The organism is Brachybacterium sp. (assembly GCF_036379615.1).
Classification (GTDB): domain Bacteria; phylum Actinomycetota; class Actinomycetes; order Actinomycetales; family Dermabacteraceae; genus Brachybacterium.
This window is the reverse complement of the sequence record NZ_DASVGJ010000018.1, coordinates 1-20,397: the sequence shown is the minus strand read 5'-3', so window position 1 is coordinate 20,397 and position 20,397 is coordinate 1. Positions and strand designations below refer to the sequence as shown.

Sequence of the window (20,397 nt, the reverse complement as noted above, 5' to 3'; positions counted from 1 at the left end):
GGCATGGCTTCCGCGGACTCCGATGACTTCGTGCACCTGCATGTGCACACCGATTACTCGCTCCTGGACGGGGCCGCGAAGATCGACAAACTCGTCGACGAGACCGTCCGCCAGGGCCAGAAGGCCGTCGCGATCACGGACCACGGCTACCTCTTCGGCGCCTACGAGTTCTACAAGGCCGCCACGAGCGCCGGCGTCAAGCCGATCATCGGCATCGAGGCCTATGTGACGCCGGGGACCAGCCGCCATGACCGCACCCGTGTGCAGTGGGGGACGCGCGAGCAGCAGCTCGCCGGGGACGACGTCTCCGCCCGCGGCGCCTACACGCACATGACCCTGCTCTCCCGTTCAACCGCGGGCATGCACAACCTCTTCCGGCTCGGCTCCGCCGCCTCGCTGGACGGCCAGATGGGCAAGTGGCCGCGCATGGACCGCGAGATCCTCTCGCAGTACTCCGACGGGCTGATCGCCACCTCCGGCTGTCCCTCCGGGGAGGTCCAGACCCGCCTGCGCCTGGGGCAGTTCGACGAGGCGGTCAAGGCCGCCGGCGAATACCAGGACATGTTCGGCAAGGGCCACTACTTCATCGAGCTCATGGACCACGGGCTCGACATCGAGAAGCGGGTCACCAAGGACCTGCTCGAGGTCGCCAAGGCCGTCGGCGCCCCGCTGGTGGCCACCAACGACCTCCACTACGTCACCGAGCAGGACGCCACCATCCAGGACGTCCTGCTGTGCATCAACTCCGGCTCGCGCCTGAACGACCCCGACCGGTTCAAGTTCGGCGGCTCCGGCTACTTCCTGAAGTCCGCCCAGCAGATGCGCGAGCTGTTCCGCGAGTTCCCCGAGGCGTGCGACAACACCCTGACGATCGCCGAGATGTGCGAGGTCGAGTTCCGCACCACGGACGACGGCGCGAACTACATGCCCAACTTCCCCACCCCGGCCGGTGAGGACGAGGAGTCCTGGTTCGTCAAGGAGGTCCAGCGAGGGCTGGAGTACCGCTACCCCTCCGGCATCCCCGACGAGGTGCAGAAGCGCGCCGACTACGAGGTCTCCGTCATCCTCCAGATGGGCTTCCCCGGCTACTTCCTCGTCGTCTCCGACTACATCAAGTGGGCCAAGGAGCAGGGGATCCGCGTGGGCCCGGGCCGAGGCTCCGGCGCCGGCTCCATGGTCGCCTACGCCATGCGCATCACCGACCTCGACCCGCTCGAGCACGGTCTGCTGTTCGAGCGGTTCCTGAACCCCGAGCGCGTCTCGATGCCCGACTTCGACGTCGACTTCGATGATCGCCGCCGCGGCGAGGTCATCGAGTACGTCGAGCGCAAGTACGGCGACGATCGCATCGCCCAGGTGATCACCTATGGCGTGATGAAGACGAAGAACTCGCTCAAGGACGCCTCGCGAGTGCTCGACTACCCCTACGCGATGGGCGACCGACTCTCCAAGGCGCTGCCGCCCACCGTCATGGGCAAGGACATCTCCATCAAGGGGATCTTCGACCCGGAGGACAAGCGCTACGCCGAGGCGGGCGAGTTCCGTCGCATCCACGACGAGGACCCGGACGTCCAGAAGGTCGTCGAGATCGCGAAGGGCGTCGAGGGCCTGACCCGCGGCTGGGGCGTGCACGCCTGCGCGGTCATCATGTCCAGCCACCCGCTGGTGGACATCGTCCCGATGATGCGCCGCCCCTCGGACGGCCAGATCATCACCCAGTTCGAGTACCCCACGCTCGAGACCCTGGGCCTGCTGAAGATGGACTTCCTGGGGTTGCGGAACCTCACGATCCTCTCCGATGCGGTGCAGAACATGGAGCGCAACGGCAAGGAGGCGCTCGACCTCGAGGCGCTGCCGTTCGACGACCCGGCGACCTACGAGCTGCTGCAGCGCGGTGACACCCTGGGCGTGTTCCAGCTGGACGGCTCCGGCATGCGCACCCTGCTGCGGCAGATGAAGCCCGACCAGTTCGGGGACATCACCGCGGTCTCGGCGCTGTACCGGCCGGGCCCGATGGGCATGAACTCGCACACCAACTACGCGCTGCGCAAGAACGGCCTGCAGGAGATGACGCCGATCCACCCGGAGCTCGAGGAGCCGCTCTCGGAGATCCTCGGCGAGACCTACGGCGTGATCGTGTACCAGGAGCAGGTCATGCAGACGGCGCAGAAGGTCGCCGGGTACAGCCTGGGCCAGGCGGACATCCTCCGTCGCGCCATGGGCAAGAAGAAGAAGGCGGAGCTGGACAGGCAGTACGCCTCGTTCGAAGCCGGGATGAAGGACAACGGATTCTCCGCCGCCGCCGTGAAGGCGCTCTGGGACACCCTGCTCCCCTTCTCCGACTACGCCTTCAACAAGTCGCACTCCGCGGCCTACGGCGTGATCTCCTACTGGACCGGCTATATGAAGGCCAACCACCCCACCGAGTACATGGCCGCGCTGCTCACCTCGAGCCAGGAGAACCGCGATCGGCTGGGCCTGTACCTCGGCGACTGCCGCCACCGCGGCATCACCGTGCTGCCGCCGGATGTCAACGAGTCGGATCTCTACTTCTCCGCCGTCGGCGACGACATCCGTTTCGGCCTCTCCGCGATCCGCAACGTCGGCGCGAACGTGGTCGAGGAGATCATCCGCACCCGCGAGGAGAAGGGCGCGTTCACCTCCTTCACCGACTTCCTGGACAAGGTCCCCCTGAGCGTGTGCAACAAGCGCACCATCGAATCCCTCATCAAGGGCGGCGCCTTCGACGAGCTGGGCGCGAACCGTCGCTCCCTGGTGCTCATCCATGAGGACGCCGTGGACTCGGTCGTCGATGTGAAGCGCAAGGAGGCCCAGGGCCAGTACGACCTGTTCGCCGATGTGTTCGGCGGCGGGGGAGGGGGCGACGGGGAGATGGCCTCGGGCTCCGCGGCCACGATCACGATCCCGGACCTGCCCGAGTGGGACCGCAAGGAGAAGCTCGCCTTCGAGCGGAACATGCTGGGCCTGTACGTCTCCGACCATCCGCTGTACGGGCTCGAGCACGTGATCGCGCAGAACTCCTCGACCTCGATCAGCGCGCTCGCCGACGACGGCGCGGTGGAGGACGGGGCCATGGTCACGATCGCCGGGCTCATCACCTCCCTGCAGCGCAAGACCACGAAGAAGGGCGACATGTGGGCGATCGCCACCGTGGAGGACCTCGAGGGCTCGATCGACTGCCTGATGTTCCCCTCCACCTACCAGACCGTCGCCACCGAGCTCGCCGAGGACCTCGTCGTCTCGATGAAGGGACGCGTGGACACCTCCAAGGGCATGCCCGAGCTGCGGGTCATGGAGATGTCGATCCCGGAGACCGGGGGAGGGGCCGACGGGCCCGTCGTCATCGCCCTGCCTGCGATGCGCGCGAGCGAGCGCGTGGTCTCGGAGCTGCGCGGAGTGCTCGAGGACAACCCCGGTGCCAGCGAGGTGCGGCTGCGGCTGCAGGAGCCCGGACGCACCACCCTCATGCAGCTGGACAAGCGGCTCTCCGTCACTCCGTCGGCCGCGCTCTACGCCTCGCTGAAGACGCTGCTGGGTCCCGGCTGCCTGCAGTGAGCCGATGACCCGGGCGGAAGAACCGAGGAGCCCGTGGAGGATGGCGAGCGCCAACATCCGCCATGGACTCGGCCCGGATGGCCGGGTGGACCTCGGCCGCTCCGCTGCGGAGCTGCGCGCCCTGGGGGCCGACGTGATCGGCGTGCAGGAGATCGATGCGGCCTACGGGCCGCGCTCCGGCCGTGCGGAGCAGCCGACGCTCCTCGCGGAGCTGCTGGGCATGCAGCTCGCCTTCGGTGCCGCCCTGGACCTCCCGCCCGCACGGGCCGGCGAGCCGCGCCGGCGCTACGGGGTCGCGCTGTTGACCCGCCACGAGATCCTCTCCCACCACATGCATCCGCTGCCGGACCACCCGGCGGCCGCCGCCCCCGGCGAGCCCCGCGGGGTGCTCCGCGCACGGCTGCGACGGGCCGACGGCGAGGAGCTCGACGTGCTGGTCACCCACCTCGAGGCGGGGGACGGTGCGCACCGCGTCTCCCAGGTGCAGGGCATCGTGCGCCTCACCGACGCGCTCGCCGGACCGGTGGTGATGATGGGGGACATGAACGCCGACCCGGCCTCCCCGGAGCTCGCCGCCCTCCCGGCCACCGGATGGCAGGACGCAGCCCAGCTGGTGGAGTCCGCGACGGCCACGATCCGCGCGTCCTCGCGCCGCGCCCTTCCCCCACCGCTGCACCGGCGCCTGATGCTCCTGCGGGACCTCATGGGGCGGCGTCCTGTCCGCCCCATGGCGGCCACGCATCCTGCCGGATTCCCGGTGCGGCGCATCGATGCCCTCTGGGTGCGGGGCGGGATCGCCGTCTCCGCCTTCGCCGTCGGCCCTCGCGGCAGCTCCGATCACCGAGCGGTGACGGCGACCCTGCACCTCCCGCGCTGAGCGCGAGCGCTCCGCTCCGGGGCCCGCCCCGGTACCGACGGGTCCTGCCACGGTCACTGCGCTGGACTAGCGTGGAGCCATGAGCACCACTGCCGAGGACCTCCTGCCCGACCCGCTGCTGAGCACCTTCCGCGAACGCGCCGCGGTGCACGACAGGGAGAACACCTTCCCCGCCGAGGACCTCGCGGACCTCCGCGAGCACGGCTACCTGCGCCTGCTGGTGCCCACGGAGCTCGGAGGTCTCGGCGCCTCTCTGCTGGAGGCCACGCGGATCCAGCGCCGTCTCGCCCAGGCAGCCCCCGCCACCGCGCTGTCGATGAACATGCATCTGGTGGTCACCGGCGCCGCCCTGCACGCGCATCGCCTCGGGATGGACTCCGTGCGCACCGTCCTGGAGGATGCGGCCGCGGACACGCTGTTCGCCTTCGGGATCTCCGAGGCAGGCAATGACGCGATGCTCTTCGACTCCTCCACGCGTGCGGAGACGCAGGAGGACGGCGGCTACCGCGTCACCGGCACCAAGATCTTCACCTCCCTCGCCCCGGTCTGGGATCGGCTGGTCGTGCACGGACGGATCGCCGAGGCCAGTGAGGCCGAGCCGCGACTGGTCTTCGGGGTGCTCGAGAGGACCCAGGAGGTCGAGACGCTCGATGACTGGGACACCCACGGCATGCGCCCGTCCCAGTCCCGCACCACTCGCCTTCACGGGGCTGCGATCCGGGCGGACCGGGTGCTCACGCACACCCCGGTCGGCCCGAACCCCGACCCCTTCGTGATGGGCGTCTTCGGTGCTTTCGAGCTGCTGATCGCGTCCGTCTACACCGGCATCGCCGAACGCGCGGTCGCCCTCGGCATCGACATCGCCACCACTCGCCGCAGCGTCACCAAGGACATCGTCCACGCCGACGACCCCGACATCCGCCGGCGCCTGGCCGCTGCCGCGCTCGCCGTGGACGGTGCGATCCTGCAGATCGAGAAGGTCGTCGCGGATCTGGACGCGCTCGGCACGGGGGACGCCGGACCGGGGATCACCGATCACGGACCGCGCTGGTTCCTCCACTTCTCGGGCGTCAAGGCCCGCTCGACGGAGGCGGCGATCGCCGCGGTCGACCAGGTGCTGCGGGCCAGCGGCGGGGCGCAGTACTTCCGGCGCAGCGAGCTCGAGCGCCTCTCCCGTGACGTGCGCGCCGGGATGTACCACCCCTCCGACGAGGAGTCCGTGCACGCCTCGTACGCGAAGGCCCTGCTCGGCGAGATCGGCATGTCGCGCCCGCCACTGGACCGGTGAGCTCCGCGGAGGTCCTCGAAGGACCTCGGGCGGGGGTCATCGGCTGAAGGCCCTCCGCTCAAGGCCCTCCGCTCAAGGCCCTCGGCTGAAGGTGCTGCGCGGACGATCCACCGCTGAACGGAGAGCGCCCCGATCCTCCCTGAGGGAGGACCGGGGCGCTCGCGCTGAACCCAGTGGACTCAGGCGTCGTCCTCGGTGACGTCGCCCTCGGCGGCGTCGTCCTCGGTGCGGCGCGCGGAGGACTCGGCCGGCGGGGTCTGCTCCGCCTGCGCGCGCACCACACGACCGCCGTCGGCGGCGCGCTGGAGCGTGTCCTGGAAGTCGACCCCGGTGGTGGACTTGACCATGTCGAGCACCTGGGCGAGACCGACCGAGATGTTCTGGCCGATCTTCGCCTCGCCGTCGGTGGAGAACACCGACAGGTTGGAGATGTTCGAGTACGGCGCGGCCAGCTCGTTCGCGACGGCCGGCAGCACTTCGAGCACCTGGTTGAGCACGGCGGCGTCATTGAACTGCTTGTACGCCTCGGCGCGCGCACGGGTGGTCTCCGCCTCGGCGTCGCCCTTGGCACGGATCGCGGCGCCCTCGGCCTCACCCTTGGCGCGCAGGGAGTCGGCCTCGGCCTGACCCTCGAGCCGCACTGCCTCGGCGTCCTTGGAACGACGCTGCAGCTCGACCTCGGCCTCGGCGCGACCGCGAGCCTCGATCGCATGGGCCTCGGCATCCGCCGTGACCTTGCGGGACTCGGCGCGGTTGCGCTCGTCGGTCAGCTGGGCCTCGGATTCGGCGATGCGCGTGTACTTCTTGGAGTCCGCATCCTGCTGCTCGGCGTAGCGCTTGGCCTCGGCCGGCTTGTGGACCTCGGCGATCAGCTGCTTCTCGCGCAGATCGTTGTTGCGGACCGCGATCATCTCTTCCTGCTCGATGATCCGCTGCTGCTGCGCGGCACGCGCGAGCGGGCCGGAGGCATCGGCGATCGCCTGCCGGGCGTCGGTCTCCTCCTTGATCTCCGCATTGCGGAGGTCGAAGGCCTGCTTGGACTCGGCCTCCTGCTGGAGGTTGAGGTTGCTGGCCTGGGTCGACTCGCGGTTCGCGTCCGACTCGGCGATCGCCGCGCGCTTGGCGACCAGTGCCGCCTCGGGGCGGCCCCAGTCCCGCAGGTAGGAGCCGTCATCCTCGATGGCGGAGATCTGGAAGGTGTCGATGACCAGGCCCTGGTTGTTCATCGAGTGCTCGGACTCGGCCTGCACCTGGGAGGCGAAGGACGCGCGGTCGCGGATGATCTGCTCGACGCTCAGGGTGCCGACCACGGCGCGCAGGGTGCCGGAGAGGATCTCCTGGGTGTAATGGTCGATCTGCTGCTGCTGGTCGAGGAAGCGCTGCGAGGCTTTGCGCACGTCTTCGATGTTGCCGCCGACCTTCACCTGTGCCACCCCGCGCAGGCGCAGGAAGATGCCGTTCATCGAGTAGCCGTCGACCTCGACCGGGATCTGGCGCGAGCTCAGGCTCAGCACGAAGGCACGGTCGAAGATCGGGCGCACGATCGCACGACCGCCGATGATCACCCGGGCGCTGCCGGACTCGAGGTCGATGTCGCCGGTCGGGCTGGTCTTCGCGTTGCGACCGGTGATGATCAGCGCCTCGTTCGGCGCCGCGATCCGGTAGCTGCGGATCAGGATGATCACCGCGATCAGCAGGACGACCGCCACGACGACGATGACGCCGACGACGGGTACGAACAGTTCCATGAGTCCCCCTCAGGTAAGTACAGGCATGCCGCAGGCATCCTTTCATTGAAACCGTGTTCCCGTCGTCCCGTCCCGGGAGTGGAGACACTCTCGTGATCTCTGCTGCCGGGAGGTCATTCCACGCCGCCCCCGCCCCGCCGGTCTCAGAGTGTGGCGACTCGGTCCGAATAGCGGGATGCGGGGTCTAGGGTCGCCGGTCGTGAATACCGCACAACCTCCCACTCCCTCCGCCGCGCCGGTGCGCGGCTCGGCGCCCGCCGCCGCCCCGGCGAACACCCGCGGGCGCGTCATCACCGCCTCCATGGTCGGCACGACGATCGAGTTCTTCGACTTCTACGCCTACGCGACCGCGGCCTCGCTCGTGTTCCCGGCCCTGTTCTTCCCCACCCAGACCCCCGCGAACCAGCTGCTGAGCTCCTTCGCCGTCTTCGGCGTCGCCTTCGTGGCCCGCCCGCTCGGCTCCCTGATCTTCGGGCACTACGGGGATCGCGTCGGCCGGAAGACCACGCTGGTGGCCAGCCTGCTGGTGATGGGCATCGCGACCTTCCTGATCGGTGTGCTGCCCACCGCCTCCACCCCGGGCTTCACCGTGCTCGCCCCGACCCTCCTGGTGCTGTTGCGCTTCTGCCAGGGCATCGGACTGGGCGGAGAATGGTCCGGGGCCGCGCTGCTGGCGACGGAGAACGCCCCGCCCGGCAAGCGCGCGCTCTACGGCACCTTCCCGCAGCTCGGCGCGCCGATCGGCTTCATCCTCTCGAACCTGCTGTTCGTGGTCCTCAGCGTGCAGCTCACCGAGGACCAGTTCATGTCCTGGGGCTGGCGCCTGCCGTTCCTGCTCTCCGCAGCACTGGTCATCGTGGGCCTGTGGGTGCGGCTGAAGCTCATGGAGAGCCCCGCCTTCCAGAAGGTCATCGACGAGGAGCGCGTCGCCGCGGTCCCGATCGCGCGCGTGTTCCGCACCGCCTGGCGGCCGCTGGTCCTCGCCACCATCGCGATGGTCGCGACCTATGTGCTCTTCTACCTGATGACGGCGTTCCTCATGGTCGTGGGCACCACCGCGGCCGATGAGGCGACGGCCCGCGCCGCCGCCGAGGCCTCCGGCACGACCTTCGACGCCGCCGGGTTCGCACCGGGCCTCGGCTTCGACCGCCCGCAGTTCCTCACCATGCTGATCATCGGTGTGGTCTTCTTCGGCCTCTTCACCCTCGTCTCCGGGCCGCTCGCGGACCGTCTGGGTCGTCGGAAGCTGCTGCTGGCCGTCACCGCGGGGATCGGCGTGTTCGGTCTGCTCATCGAGCCGATGGTGCAGGCCGGGACCGTGGGCGCGATGGCGACCCTGATCGTCGGCTTCACCCTGATGGGCCTGACCTTCGGCCCGATGGCCGCGTACCTGCCCGAGATGTTCGCCGCGGATGTCCGGTACACCGGCAGCGCCGTCAGCTACAACATGGCCTCGGTCATCGGTGCGGCCCCCGCGCCCTACGCGATGATCGCTCTCTGGCAGCTGTTGGACGGGCCGTTGTGGCTCGTGGGCGGGTACCTGTCCCTCGCCGCGATCATCACCGGCGTCGCGCTGCTGATCGGCAAGGAGACCCGCGAGGTGGACTACCTCGCCTGAGCATCACCTCGCGAGAAGGGCGCCCCCGGAACTCTCCGGGGGCGCCCTTCTCGTCGTGGCGGCGGGCCGTGCCCGCTCTGCCCGGGTCAGCCCTGCCGGCGCTGTGCGCGGTAGTACCGGATCAGCCCAGCGGTGGAGGGATCCTCGGCGGAGATCGCGCTCTCGTCGCCGGCGACGGCTCCGGCGAGGCCGTTCGCGAGCTGCTTGCCCAGCTCCACCCCCCACTGGTCGAAGGAGTTGATGCCCCACACCACGCCCTGCACGAAGGTGATGTGCTCGTACAGCGCGACCAGCTGGCCCAGCACCGAGGGGGTGAGCTTCGGGGCCATGATCGAGGTGGAGGGGCGGTCGCCGGAGAACTCCCGAGCGGCCACCAGGGCGCCCTCGGTGCCCTCGGCGCGCACCTCCTCGGCGGTCTTGCCGAAGGCCAGCGCCTTGGTCTGGGCGAAGAAGTTCGCCAGGAACAGCTCATGGACGTCCTGGTCGCCGTCGACCAGCGCATGATTCGGGGTCGCGAAGGCGATGAAATCCGCCGGGATCACGCGCGTGCCCTGATGGATCAGCTGGTAGAAGGCGTGCTGCCCATTGGTGCCGGGCTCGCCCCAGAACACCTCGCCGGTCTCGGTGGTCGCGAGCGAGCCGTCCCAGCGCACCGCCTTGCCGTTGGACTCCATCGTGAGCTGCTGGAGGTATGCGGGGAAACGGTGCAGATACTGCGAGTACGGGAGCACGGCATGGGTCTCCGCCTCCAGGAAGTTCACGTTCCACACGTTCAGCAGGCCCATCAGCAGCGGCACGTTCTGCTCCGCCGGGGCGGTGCGGAAGTGCTCGTCCATCGCGTGGAAGCCGGCCAGCATCTCCTCGAAGACGTCCGGTCCCAGCACGGTGGCGAGCACGGTGCCGATCGCGGAGTCCACCGAGTAGCGGCCGCCCACCCAGTCCCAGAAGCCGAACGCATTGGCGGGATCGATGCCGAAGTCCTCGACCTTGTCCAGCGCGGTGGAGACCGCGACGAAGTGCCTCGCGATGGCCTCCTTCTCCTGCTCGGCGGTCAGTCCCGCGTTCTCCCGCAGTCCCTCGAGCAGCCACTGCCGCACCAGGCGGGCGTTGGTGAGCGTCTCGAGGGTGGTGAAGGTCTTCGACGCGACGATCACCAGCGTGGTCTCGGGGTCCAGGCCCTCCGTGGTGGCGAACGCGTCGGTGGGATCGATGTTCGAGAGGAAGCGGGCCTCGAGGCCGTCCTGGGCCGACGGCTTCAGCGCCTCGTAGATCATCACCGGGCCGAGGTCGCTGCCGCCGATGCCGATGTTCACCACGGTCTCGATCCGTCTGCCGGTCAGCCCCGTCCACTCGCCGGAGCGCACCTTCCGGGCGAACTCGTAGACGCGGTGCAGCGTGCCGCGCACGTCCTCATCGATGTTCTGCCCGTCCACCACGAGGGCGGGGGAGGAGCCGGCCGGGCGGCGCAGCGCGGTGTGCAGCACGGCCCGGTCCTCGGTGGTGTTGACATGGGCGCCGGCGAACATCGCGTCGCGGTGGGCGAGGACGCCCACTTCGCCGGCGAGTCGCAGCAGCAGGTCCACGGTCTGCGGCGTGACCAGGTTCTTCGAGAGGTCGACATGGAGGTCCGCGGCGTCATGGGTGAAACGCTCGGCGCGCTGCGGGTCGTCGGCGAACCACTCGCGCAGCGAGCCCGCGATCTCGAGGTTGTGCGCCTCGAGCTCCGCCCAGGCGTCGGTGGAGGTGGGGTCGATGGGGGCATCGGGGGAGGTGGAAGCAGTCATACGGCCATTGAACACCGCAGGAGCGGAACATGTGAGGTCCTGCCGGGTGTTCCCACGGGGCGGGACGGATGATTGAAAAATCGCCGAGACCGAAGCGTTACCGGCAGATGGAATGCTGTTGACATTCCAGGGTGCACACTGGATGAGTGCCGCACATCTGTCGTGCGGTTCATGACACGAGCCATCTCAGGAGCACACATGGCCATCTCGCGCCGATCAATGATGCTGGGCACCGCCGCTGGCGGCGCCGCCGCGCTGACCCTCGCCGCCTGCGGCGCCGATGAGGGCGGCAGCGGCGACGGAGGTGCAGGCGGAGGCACCGGGGAGCCCATCTTCGCGAACACCACCGAGCCGGAGAACCCGCTCATCCCCACCAACACCGGCGAGGTCGGCGGCGGTCGCATCATCGTGATGCTCTTCGCCGGACTGGTGTACTACACCGCCGACGGCACCGCCGAGAACGATCTCGCCGAGTCCATCGAGTCCGAGGACAACCAGAACTGGACCATCACGATCCGGGAGGGCCTGACCTACTCAGACGGCTCCACCCCGATCACCGCGCAGGACTTCGTCGACGCCTGGAACTTCGGCGCCAACGCCTCCAACGCCCAGCTCGGCCAGTACTTCTTCGAGCCCTTCGAAGGCTATGAGGAGCTCTCCGCCGAGGGCGTCGCCGAGGACGCGACCCTCTCCGGCCTCGAGGTCGTCGACGAGCGGACCTTCACCGCGCGCCTCGTCTCCGCGCAGTCGGACTTCCCGACTCGCCTGGGCTACTCCGCCTACATGCCGCTGCCCCCCAGCGCCTTCGAGGACATGGAGGCCTACGGCGAGGCGCCGCTGGCCAACGGCCCCTACAAGCTCGAGTCCTGGACCCACGACCAGGAGCTCGTGCTGGTCCCCAACGAGTCCTACGACGGCCCCCGTGCCCCGAAGAACTCCGGCATCACCTTCGTGGTCTACCAGGACCCCGAGACCATGTACCTCGACCTCCAGTCGGATGCGGTCGACGTCGTCGACCAGCTGCCCGGCTCGGCGCTCGCCACCTTCGAGAGCGACCTCGGTGACCGGGCCGTCAACGCCCCCGGCGCCGTGTTCCAGTCGATCACCCTGCCCGGCTACGATGCGAACTTCGAGGGCGAGGCCGGCGATCTGCGCCGCAAGGCGATCTCGCGCGCCATCGACCGCACGTCGATCTGCGACAACCTGTTCTTCGGCACCCGCACCCCGGCCACCGACTTCGTCTCCCCGGTGATCCCCGGGGGCGGCGCGACCGACATCCCCGGCGCCGAGGTCCTCGAGTTCGACGAGGCAGAGGCCAAGAAGCTGTGGGAAGAGGCAGAGGCCATCTCGCCCTTCGAGGGCCCGCTGACCCTCGCCTACAACGCGGACGGCCCGCACGCCGACTGGGTCGAGGCGGTGTGCAACTCGCTGATCAACACCCTCGGCATCGAGGCGGAGCCGACTCCGTTCCCCGCCTTCGGCGAGATGCGCGAGCAGATCCGTGCCCGTGACCTCGAGGGCACCTGGCGCTCGGGATGGCAGGCCGATTACCCCTCGGCCTACAACTTCCTGGGCCCGCTGTACGGTTCCGCGGCTGCGGACGGCAACGGCTCCAACGACGGCGACTACAAGAACCCCGAGTTCGATCAGCTGCTCTCGGACGGCCTCGCCGCCGAGACCGAGGACGAGGCGATCGCCCTGTGGAAGGAGGCGGAGGCGCTGCTCATGCGCGACCTCCCCGTGGTGCCCCTGTGGTATCAGAACACCATCGGCGGCTACTCGACGCTGGTCTCCGACGTCGAGTACGGCTGGGACACCGTGCCGATGTACCACCTGATCACCAAGTGATCCGCTGACCCACCCGTGACAGCGGGAGCCGGCTCCGCCCGGTTCCCGCTGTTCCATGCCCGGCTCTCGGCCGGGCCGTTCCACCGGGCCGCAAGGCCCCTCCTCCATCGAAAGAGAACGACGTGCTCTGGTACATCGCGCGGCGACTGCTGCAGATGATCCCCGTCTTCCTCGGCGCCACCCTGATCATCTACCTGATGGCCTTCTACACCTCGGGTGATCCGATCCTCACCCTCGCAGGTGACAAGCCCATCTCCCCGGCGGTCGAGCAGCAGCTGCGCGAGCAGTACCACCTCGACCAGCACGTGCTGGTGCAGTGGCTGCTCTACCTCAAGAGCGTGGTGACCTTCGACCTCGGGGTCGGCTTCAACGGCCGGCCGATCTGGGATCAGATCGCCGCGGCCTTCCCCACCACGTTCCGGCTCGCGATCATCGCGGTGATCGTCGAGACCATCTTCGGCGTGATCGCCGGCATCATCTCCGGGCTGCGCAAGGGCAAGCTCATCGACACCTCGCTGCTGATGCTCTCGCTGCTGCTGATCGCCACCCCCACCTTCGTGCTCGGCTTCCTCGCCCAGTTCGTCTTCGGCCTGCAGCTGGGGATCGCCCCGATCAACGTGGGCCGTGATCCCTCCTGGCAGAACCTGCTGATGCCGGGATTCGTGCTCGGCGGCGTCTCCTTCGCCTATGTGCTGCGCCTGACCCGCACGTCGATCGCCGAGACCGCGGGCGCCGACCATGTGCGCACCGCGACTGCGAAGGGACTCTCCCGGGGCGGCGTGGTCAGCAAGCACATCCTGCGCAACTCGCTGATCCCGGTCGTCACCTTCATCGGCGCGGACCTCGGCGCCCTGATGGGCGGCGCGATCGTCACCGAGCGGGTCTTCAACGTGCCCGGCATCGGCACGCTGCTGTTCAGCTCGATCAACGCCGGCGAGGCACCGATGATCGTCTCCCTGGTGACGCTGCTGGTGATCATCTTCCTGCTCTCCAACCTCGTCGTGGATCTGCTCTACGGCGTGCTCGACCCGAGGATCCGCTATGCCAAGTGACGCCACCCCCACCCGTCCCCGGTCGGAGCACTGGGTCGCACCGCTGGAGGAGACCCCGCTGCAGGCGGTCGACGCCGCCGACACCACGACCGCGCCGCGCTCGCTCTGGAGCGAAGCGCTCCACAGCCTGATCCGCAATCCCGTGTTCGTGATCTCTGCGCTGCTGATCCTGTTCGTGCTCTTCGTCGCCGCCTTCCCGCAGGTGTTCACCGGCCAGGACCCGCGCTTCGGCGATCTCTCCCGTGCGAACCAGCCGCCCGGCGGGGAGCACCCCTTCGGCACCTCCCGTCAGGGCTACGACATCATGGCCCGCACCTTCTGGGGCGCCCGCACCTCGGTGATCATCGGGTTCTTCGCGATGATCGGCTCGACCCTCATCGGCGGGGCGATGGGCGCGCTCGCCGGCTACGTCGGAGGCTGGTTCGACGAGCTCATGTCCCGCGTGACCGACATCTTCTTCGCGGTGCCGCTGATCCTCGGCGCCATCGTGGTCGCGACCCGGCTGGGGGAGATGAACCTCTGGACCGTGATCGGCGTGCTGAGCGTCTTCGGCTGGACGAACATCGCTCGCATCATGCGCGGCGCCGTCATCTCCACCAAGGGGCAGGACTTCGTGACCTCCTCGGTCGCGCTCGGCGCCTCGAGCCCGACCGTGCTGCTCAAGCACGTGATCCCCAATGCGATCGCGCCGGTGATCGTCACCGCGACCGTGAACCTCGGCGTCTTCATCGTGGCCGAGGCGACGCTGTCGTTCCTCGGCGTCGGCCTGCCCACGAGCGCGGTCTCCTGGGGCGGGGACATCTCCGACGCCCGTGACGCGCTGCGCACGCAGCCGTCGATGCTGTTCTATCCGTCCGTGGCGCTCGCGATCACGGTGCTGAGCTTCATCATGCTCGGCGACGCCGTGCGCGACGCCCTGGACCCGAAGGCGAGGAAGCGATGACCACGACCTCCACGACCCCCTCCTCGGCGGGGACTCCCACCAGCGGTGCGCAGCCGCTGCTGGAGATCCGCGACCTCGAGATCACCTTCTCCACCTCCAACGGTCCGGTCAAGGGCGTGCGCAGCGCGAGCCTGGAGGTCTACCCGGGCGAGACCGTCGCGATCGTGGGCGAGTCCGGCTCGGGCAAGTCCACCACCGCCATGGCGATCGCCCACCTGCTGGCGACCAACGGCAGCATCACCGGCGGCCAGATCCTCTTCGAGGGCCGGGACATCACGCACATCTCCGAGAAGGAGATCCGGGTGCTGCGCGGTGACCAGGTGGGCCTGGTCCCGCAGGACCCGATGAGCAACCTCAACCCCATGTGGCGCGTGGGCTCTCAGATCCGCGAGACGCTCCAGGCCAACGGCATCGCGAAGGGCTCCGCCGCGAAGGCCCGCACGGTCGAGCTGCTCGAGGAGGCCGGGCTCTCCGACGCCGCCCGTCGCGCCGAGCAGTACCCGCACGAGTTCTCCGGCGGCATGAAGCAGCGCGCCCTGATCGCGATGGGCCTCGCCGCCCGGCCGAAGCTGCTGGTGGCCGACGAGCCCACCAGTGCGCTCGACGTCACCGTCCAGCAGCAGATCCTCGACCACCTCGACACGCTCACCGCGGAGCTGGGAGTGGCAGTCCTGCTGATCACCCACGATCTGGGCCTCGCCGCCGAGCGTGCCCAGCACCTGGTGGTCATGTACAAGGGGCGGGTGGTCGAGACCGGGCCCGCGCTCGAGCTGCTGCAGAACCCGCAGCACCCGTACACCAAGCGGCTCATCGGCGCGGCGCCCTCCCTCGCCTCGCGCCGGCTGGTCTCGGGAACGCAGCGCGCCGAGATCCGCGAGCGCGCCCAGGAGCACGCCCAGGAGCACGCCCACCCCGGCAGCGCACCGTCCACGTCGACGGACGCCCCCGGCACGCAGGAGGACGCACAGCTCGCGCCCGCCGACGCGCAGGCCCCGGAGTTCGGTTTCGGGGAGGTCGCCTCGGATGCCGTGATCCAGGTCCAGAAGCTCACCAAGTCGTTCCCCATCCGCGGCAGCGTGCCGTGGCGCTCCACCCCGTTCCTCGCAGTGGACGACGTCTCCTTCCAGATCGAGCGCGGCACCACCACGGCGATCGTGGGGGAGTCCGGATCGGGCAAGTCCACCGTCGCGCAGATGGTGCTCAAGCTCCTCGCGCCCACCTCGGGACGGGTGCTCTTCGAGGGCAAGGACGTCACCACCTACCGGGGTCGGGAGCTGAAGTCGCTGCGCCGCCGCGTGCAGCCGATCTTCCAGAACCCCTACGGCACCCTGGACCCGATGTACTCGATCTTCCGCACCATCGAGGAGCCGCTGCGACTGCACGGCATCGGGGATGCGAAGAGCAGGGAGGCGAAGGTGCGTGACCTGCTCGACAAGGTCGCCCTCCCTGCGGAGATGATGCGGCGCTATCCCAACGAGCTCTCCGGCGGCCAGCGCCAGCGCGTCGCCATCGCCCGCGCGCTCGCGCTCGACCCCGAGGTCGTGATCTGCGATGAGGCCGTCTCGGCTCTCGACGTGCTGGTCCAGGCCCAGGTGCTCGAGCTGCTCAACGATCTGCAGGCCGAGCTGGGACTGTCCTACCTCTTCATCACCCATGACCTCGCGGTGGTCCGGCAGATCGCCGACAACACCCTGGTCATGGAGAAGGGGAAGGTCGTCGAGCAGGGCACCACGGACGAGGTCTTCCACTCGCCCCAGCAGGAGTACACCAAGCGCCTGCTGGCCGCGATCCCCGGCGGCTCCATCCCGCTGGCCGGCTCGGAGACGATCGACGTGGTCGCTGCCGAGGTCGACGCCGACGACGAGCAGGCTGACGGCTCGCAGGTCGACGAGGGCCCGATCGATCCCTTCGCGAGCGCCGGGCACGTCTGAGCAGAGCTCTCAGCACGAGGAGAGCACCGCCGGGACGCGCTGCCGGGCATGCTCGGCAGCGCGATGGCGTCGAAGGTCTCACCTCGAGACCCTGGCGGGTCGCCCGCAGGCGGATAGACTCGCCTGGGCCCTGGAGCGGGTCGCACTCAAGTGCGGCCGGGCGCTGCTCGGTCCTCGACCCGCCGCGCAACCTGAAACGAGCACCTGCGTATGACCATCCAGCACCGCAACGACCTGCGGAACGTCGCCATCGTCGCCCACGTCGACCACGGCAAGACCACCCTGGTCGACGCCATGCTCACCCAGGGCGGCGCCTTCGGCGAGCGCGACAAGCATGACGAGCGGGCGATGGACTCGGGCGAGCTGGAGCGCGAGAAGGGCATCACGATCCTCGCCAAGAACACGGCGATCCGGTACACGGGCCCCTCCGCCGCAGCGATCGGCGAGCCTGACGGCATCACCATCAACGTCATCGACACCCCCGGCCACGCCGACTTCGGCGGCGAGGTCGAGCGAGGGCTGTCGATGGTCGACGGCGTCGTGCTGCTGGTGGACTCCTCCGAGGGTCCGCTCCCGCAGACCCGCTTCGTGCTGCGCAAGGCGCTCGCCGCGAAGCTCCCCGTGATCCTCGTGGTCAACAAGGTCGACCGTCCCGACGCCCGCATCGAGGAGGTCGTCGGAGAGGCGACCGACCTGCTGCTGGGCCTCGCCTCGGACCTCGCCGAGGAGATGGACGACATCGACCTCGACGCCGTGCTCGACGTCCCGGTCGTCTACGCCTCCGGCAAGGCCGGCCGTGCCTCCACCACCCAGCCGGAAGACGGCACCCTCCCCGAGGAGGAGACCGTCGAGGCGCTGTTCAAGACGATCCTCGAGTCGATCCCGGCGCCCGCCTTCGATGACGAGGTGCCGCTGCAGGCGCACGTCACCAACCTCGACGCCTCCCCGTTCCTGGGCCGCCTCGCGCTGCTGCGCATCAAGAACGGTCAGCTCGTCAAGGGCCAGCAGGTCGCCTGGTGCACTCGTGAGGGCGAGACGAAGACGGTGAAGATCACCGAGCTGCTGGAGACCAAGGGTCTCTCCCGCGAGCCGATGACCCGCACCGCCCTGCCCGGCGACATCGTCGCCGTCGCCGGGATCCCCGAGATCATGATCGGCGAGACCCTCGCCGATCTCTCCGATCCGCGCCCGCTGCCCCTGATCGAGATCGACGATCCGGCGATCTCCATGACCATCGGCATCAACACCTCCCCGCTGGCCGGCAAGAACGGCAAGGGCCACAAGCTCACCGCCCGCCAGGTCAAGGACCGCCTGGACGCCGAGCTGGTCGGCAACGTGTCCCTGAAGGTGCTGCCCACCGAGCGTCCCGACGCCTGGGAGGTGCAGGGCCGCGGCGAGCTCGCGCTGTCGATCCTCGTCGAGCAGATGCGCCGCGAGGGCTTCGAGCTCACCGTCGGCAAGCCGAAGGTGCTCACCCGCGAGATCGACGGGAAGGTCCACGAGCCCGTCGAGCGCATGACGATCGATGTGCCCGAGGAGTACCTCGGCACCGTCACCCAGCTGATGGCCTCCCGCAAGGGCCGCATGGAGACCATGAGCAACCACGGCTCCGGCTGGGTGCGCATGGAGTTCGTCGTCCCCGCCCGTGGACTGATCGGCTTCCGCACCCGGTTCATGACCGAGACCCGCGGCAACGGCATCGCCTCCTCCTATGCCGATGGCCACGAGCCGTGGCTGGGGGAGATCGAGTTCCGCGCCACCGGCTCCCTGGTCGCCGACCGCGCGGGCTCCGTCACCCCGTTCGCGATGATCAACCTCCAGGAGCGCGGCTCCTTCTTCGTCGAGCCCACCTCCGAGGTGTACGCCGGTCAGATCGTCGGGGAGAACTCCCGCAACGAGGACATGGATGTCAACATCACCAAGGAGAAGAAGCTGACGAACATGCGCGCCGCGTCCTCGGACTCCTTCGAGAACCTGGTGCCGCCGCGTCGCCTCACCCTCGAGGAGTCCCTCGAGTACTCCGCCGAGGACGAGTGCGTCGAGGTCACCCCCGAGATCGTGCGCATCCGCAAGGTCATCCTCGACGCCAACGAGCGCAAGCGCGCGCACTCCAAGGCCAAGTCGGGGAAGTGAGTCGGTGACGACCCCGCAGCAGCGCTCGGTGGGGTCGGCCCGTCAGGTCGACACCACCTCCCTCGCGGCCCGGCTGGCCCAGGCCGCGATGGCGATCGTGCTCGCGATCATCTCGGTGCTGCTGATGCTCTCCACCCACCGGGTGGAGCTCGATCTGCTCGGGGTCGACCTGCCCGCCGGCCTGCTGTTCGGGGCCGTGTTCCAGGGCCTCACGTGCGTCTTCCTGTGGGCCGCGACGGGGTCGAGGTTCCCGTTGCTCGTGATGGGCTGCCTGTGGGGGCTCCTCGCCACCCCCTTCCTAGGGGAGGGTGTCGGCGGAGGCGTGATGCTGCCGGCCGTGGTCGCGGACGTCCCGCAGTACTCGGGATGGATCGTGCAGGGCCTCGGCCTGGTCATCCCGTTCCTCGTGGCGGGGGGCATCACAGTGGCGGGACGGGCTCGTTCCCGGGCACGCTGAGCACATGAGCGCTTCCACGCGGCCCGACTGGGCGACCCTGCCGAACCTCGTCACCCTGGCGCGCTTCGTGCTGCTGGTGCCGGTGTGCGTGCTGCTGCTGGACGGGCCGGACACCCTCGCGGTGGTGCTGCTGCTGGTCTGGGCCAGCACCGACTGGATCGATGGTCTCCTCGCCAGGGTGCTGGATCAGACCAGTCGCACCGGGGCCATCATCGACCCGATCGCGGACCGCATCGGCCTTGCGGCGATCGTGCTCGCGCTGGCGGTCGCGGACCTGCTGCCCTGGGCGGCCCTCGCGATCATCGTCGTGGTGGACCTGGCGATGGTCGTGCTGGCGACCCGGGCCGCGCTGGGCGGAAGGATCTCGGTCTCCTGGCTCGGCAAGATCCGCACCTTCGTGCTGATGTCCTCGGTGTTCCTGCTGGTGGCCGTGGCCGCCTGGGTGCCGTCGCTGATCCCCGCCGCGCAGTGGCTGCTGTGGGCCGGCGTGCTGCTGCACGCGGCCTCGGGGATCGACTACATCGTCAGGGCGTGGCGCGCCCCCGCCGCCGCACAGGAGGTGGAGGCACCTCCTTCGCGGCGATGACCAGGGCTCGCGGCACTCTCACCGCGCCACGTTTCGTCATCACCTCCACCGAGTCGTCGTCGCTGCTCAGGATCGTGCCCAGGGCGTCCGTCATCGATTCGCCGTGCAGCGATGCCTCCGCGTCGATCGCGTAGCGAAGCACCACCCGGCGTCCCTCGTGCAGGAAGGGCGCCCAGCCGGCGCGGACCCGCGGAGCCTCGTCCATCGTCATCCTCCGAGGCTATCCCCGTGGCTGCCCCGTCCCGCATGACCGCTGGCGGGACGTCGGATGTGCATCCGGTCACCTCCGGGTTCCAGCGCCCCGCCGCGCGGTCGCCGAGGCGGGCGGGATGAGAGGATGGGAGCAGTCTCCGACGGAAGGAAGCCGCCCATGACCTACGTCATCGCCCTGCCCTGCGTCGACGTGAAGGATCGTGCCTGCGTCGACGAGTGCCCGGTGGACTGCATCTACGAGGGCAGCCGGATGCTCTACATCCAGCCCGACGAGTGCGTGGACTGCGGGGCCTGCGAGCCCGTCTGCCCCGTCGAGGCGATCTTCTACGAGGACGACACCCCG

General features: G+C 69.2%; 15 protein-coding genes. 12 read left to right on the top strand and 3 right to left on the bottom strand.

Annotated features, from left to right (window positions below):
• Positions 1–3: 3 nt before the first annotated feature.
• From dnaE to VF289_RS03790, 3 genes are all read left to right on the top strand, one after another.
• Entirely contained in the window at positions 4–3,576 is a 3,573-nt protein-coding gene (gene dnaE / locus VF289_RS03800) for a DNA polymerase III subunit alpha (protein WP_330881241.1), read from the top strand.
• A 40-nt stretch (positions 3,577–3,616) separates the two neighbouring features.
• Positions 3,617–4,453, top strand: a complete 837-nt coding sequence (locus tag VF289_RS03795) for an endonuclease/exonuclease/phosphatase family protein (RefSeq protein ID WP_330881239.1) — start codon at positions 3,617–3,619, stop codon at positions 4,451–4,453.
• 79 nt (positions 4,454–4,532) lie between these two features.
• Positions 4,533–5,741, top strand: a complete 1,209-nt coding sequence (locus VF289_RS03790; protein WP_330881237.1) for an acyl-CoA dehydrogenase family protein — start codon at positions 4,533–4,535, stop codon at positions 5,739–5,741.
• A gap of 179 nt (positions 5,742–5,920) precedes the next feature.
• Here the strand turns inward: VF289_RS03790 and VF289_RS03785 are convergent, their stop codons facing one another.
• On the bottom strand, positions 5,921–7,489 hold the full coding sequence (locus VF289_RS03785) for a flotillin family protein (RefSeq protein ID WP_330881235.1): 1,569 nt from the start codon (positions 7,487–7,489) through the stop codon (positions 5,921–5,923).
• A gap of 175 nt (positions 7,490–7,664) precedes the next feature.
• Between VF289_RS03785 and VF289_RS03780 the strand changes: the two genes are divergently transcribed.
• Positions 7,665–9,107, top strand: a complete 1,443-nt coding sequence (locus VF289_RS03780; RefSeq protein WP_414644436.1) for an MFS transporter — start codon at positions 7,665–7,667, stop codon at positions 9,105–9,107.
• An 86-nt stretch (positions 9,108–9,193) separates the two neighbouring features.
• Here VF289_RS03780 and pgi read toward each other — a convergent pair whose 3' ends face one another.
• A complete protein-coding gene (gene pgi, locus VF289_RS03775; RefSeq protein WP_330881231.1) occupies positions 9,194–10,891 on the bottom strand; it encodes a glucose-6-phosphate isomerase in 1,698 nt (565 codons plus the stop codon).
• A 198-nt stretch (positions 10,892–11,089) separates the two neighbouring features.
• On the opposite strand from pgi, the gene VF289_RS03770 reads away from it, so the two are divergent.
• The 7 genes from VF289_RS03770 to VF289_RS03740 all read left to right on the top strand — a co-directional run bounded on the left by VF289_RS03770 (position 11,090) and on the right by VF289_RS03740 (position 19,841).
• Positions 11,090–12,739: an ABC transporter substrate-binding protein gene (locus VF289_RS03770; RefSeq protein WP_330881229.1), complete on the top strand. Its 1,650-nt coding sequence runs from the start codon at positions 11,090–11,092 to the stop codon at positions 12,737–12,739.
• A 122-nt stretch (positions 12,740–12,861) separates the two neighbouring features.
• Entirely contained in the window at positions 12,862–13,791 is a 930-nt protein-coding gene (locus VF289_RS03765; protein WP_330881227.1) for an ABC transporter permease, read from the top strand.
• Entirely contained in the window at positions 13,781–14,734 is a 954-nt protein-coding gene (locus VF289_RS03760; protein ID WP_330881225.1) for an ABC transporter permease, read from the top strand. Before VF289_RS03765 ends, VF289_RS03760 begins: the two co-directional genes overlap by 11 nt.
• Entirely contained in the window at positions 14,731–16,665 is a 1,935-nt protein-coding gene (locus tag VF289_RS03755; protein ID WP_330881223.1) for an ABC transporter ATP-binding protein, read from the top strand. Before VF289_RS03760 ends, VF289_RS03755 begins: the two co-directional genes overlap by 4 nt.
• A gap of 210 nt (positions 16,666–16,875) precedes the next feature.
• Positions 16,876–18,798: a translational GTPase TypA gene (gene typA, locus VF289_RS03750; RefSeq protein WP_330881221.1), complete on the top strand. Its 1,923-nt coding sequence runs from the start codon at positions 16,876–16,878 to the stop codon at positions 18,796–18,798.
• 4 nt (positions 18,799–18,802) lie between these two features.
• Positions 18,803–19,255, top strand: coding sequence for a hypothetical protein (locus tag VF289_RS03745; protein ID WP_330881219.1), 453 nt, complete (start codon positions 18,803–18,805; stop codon positions 19,253–19,255).
• Between the two features lie 4 nt (positions 19,256–19,259).
• Positions 19,260–19,841, top strand: coding sequence for a CDP-alcohol phosphatidyltransferase family protein (locus tag VF289_RS03740; protein WP_330881217.1), 582 nt, complete (start codon positions 19,260–19,262; stop codon positions 19,839–19,841).
• Here the strand turns inward: VF289_RS03740 and VF289_RS03735 are convergent.
• Positions 19,780–20,052 carry an acetyltransferase gene (locus VF289_RS03735; protein ID WP_330881215.1) on the bottom strand — a complete coding sequence of 91 codons (273 nt, stop codon included), beginning with the start codon at positions 20,050–20,052 and terminating at the stop codon, positions 19,780–19,782. The genes VF289_RS03740 and VF289_RS03735 overlap by 62 nt on opposite strands.
• A gap of 159 nt (positions 20,053–20,211) precedes the next feature.
• Between VF289_RS03735 and fdxA the strand changes: the two genes are divergently transcribed.
• On the top strand, positions 20,212–20,397 hold a 186-nt coding region (gene fdxA / locus VF289_RS03730; RefSeq protein ID WP_330881132.1), incomplete at its 3' end, for a ferredoxin.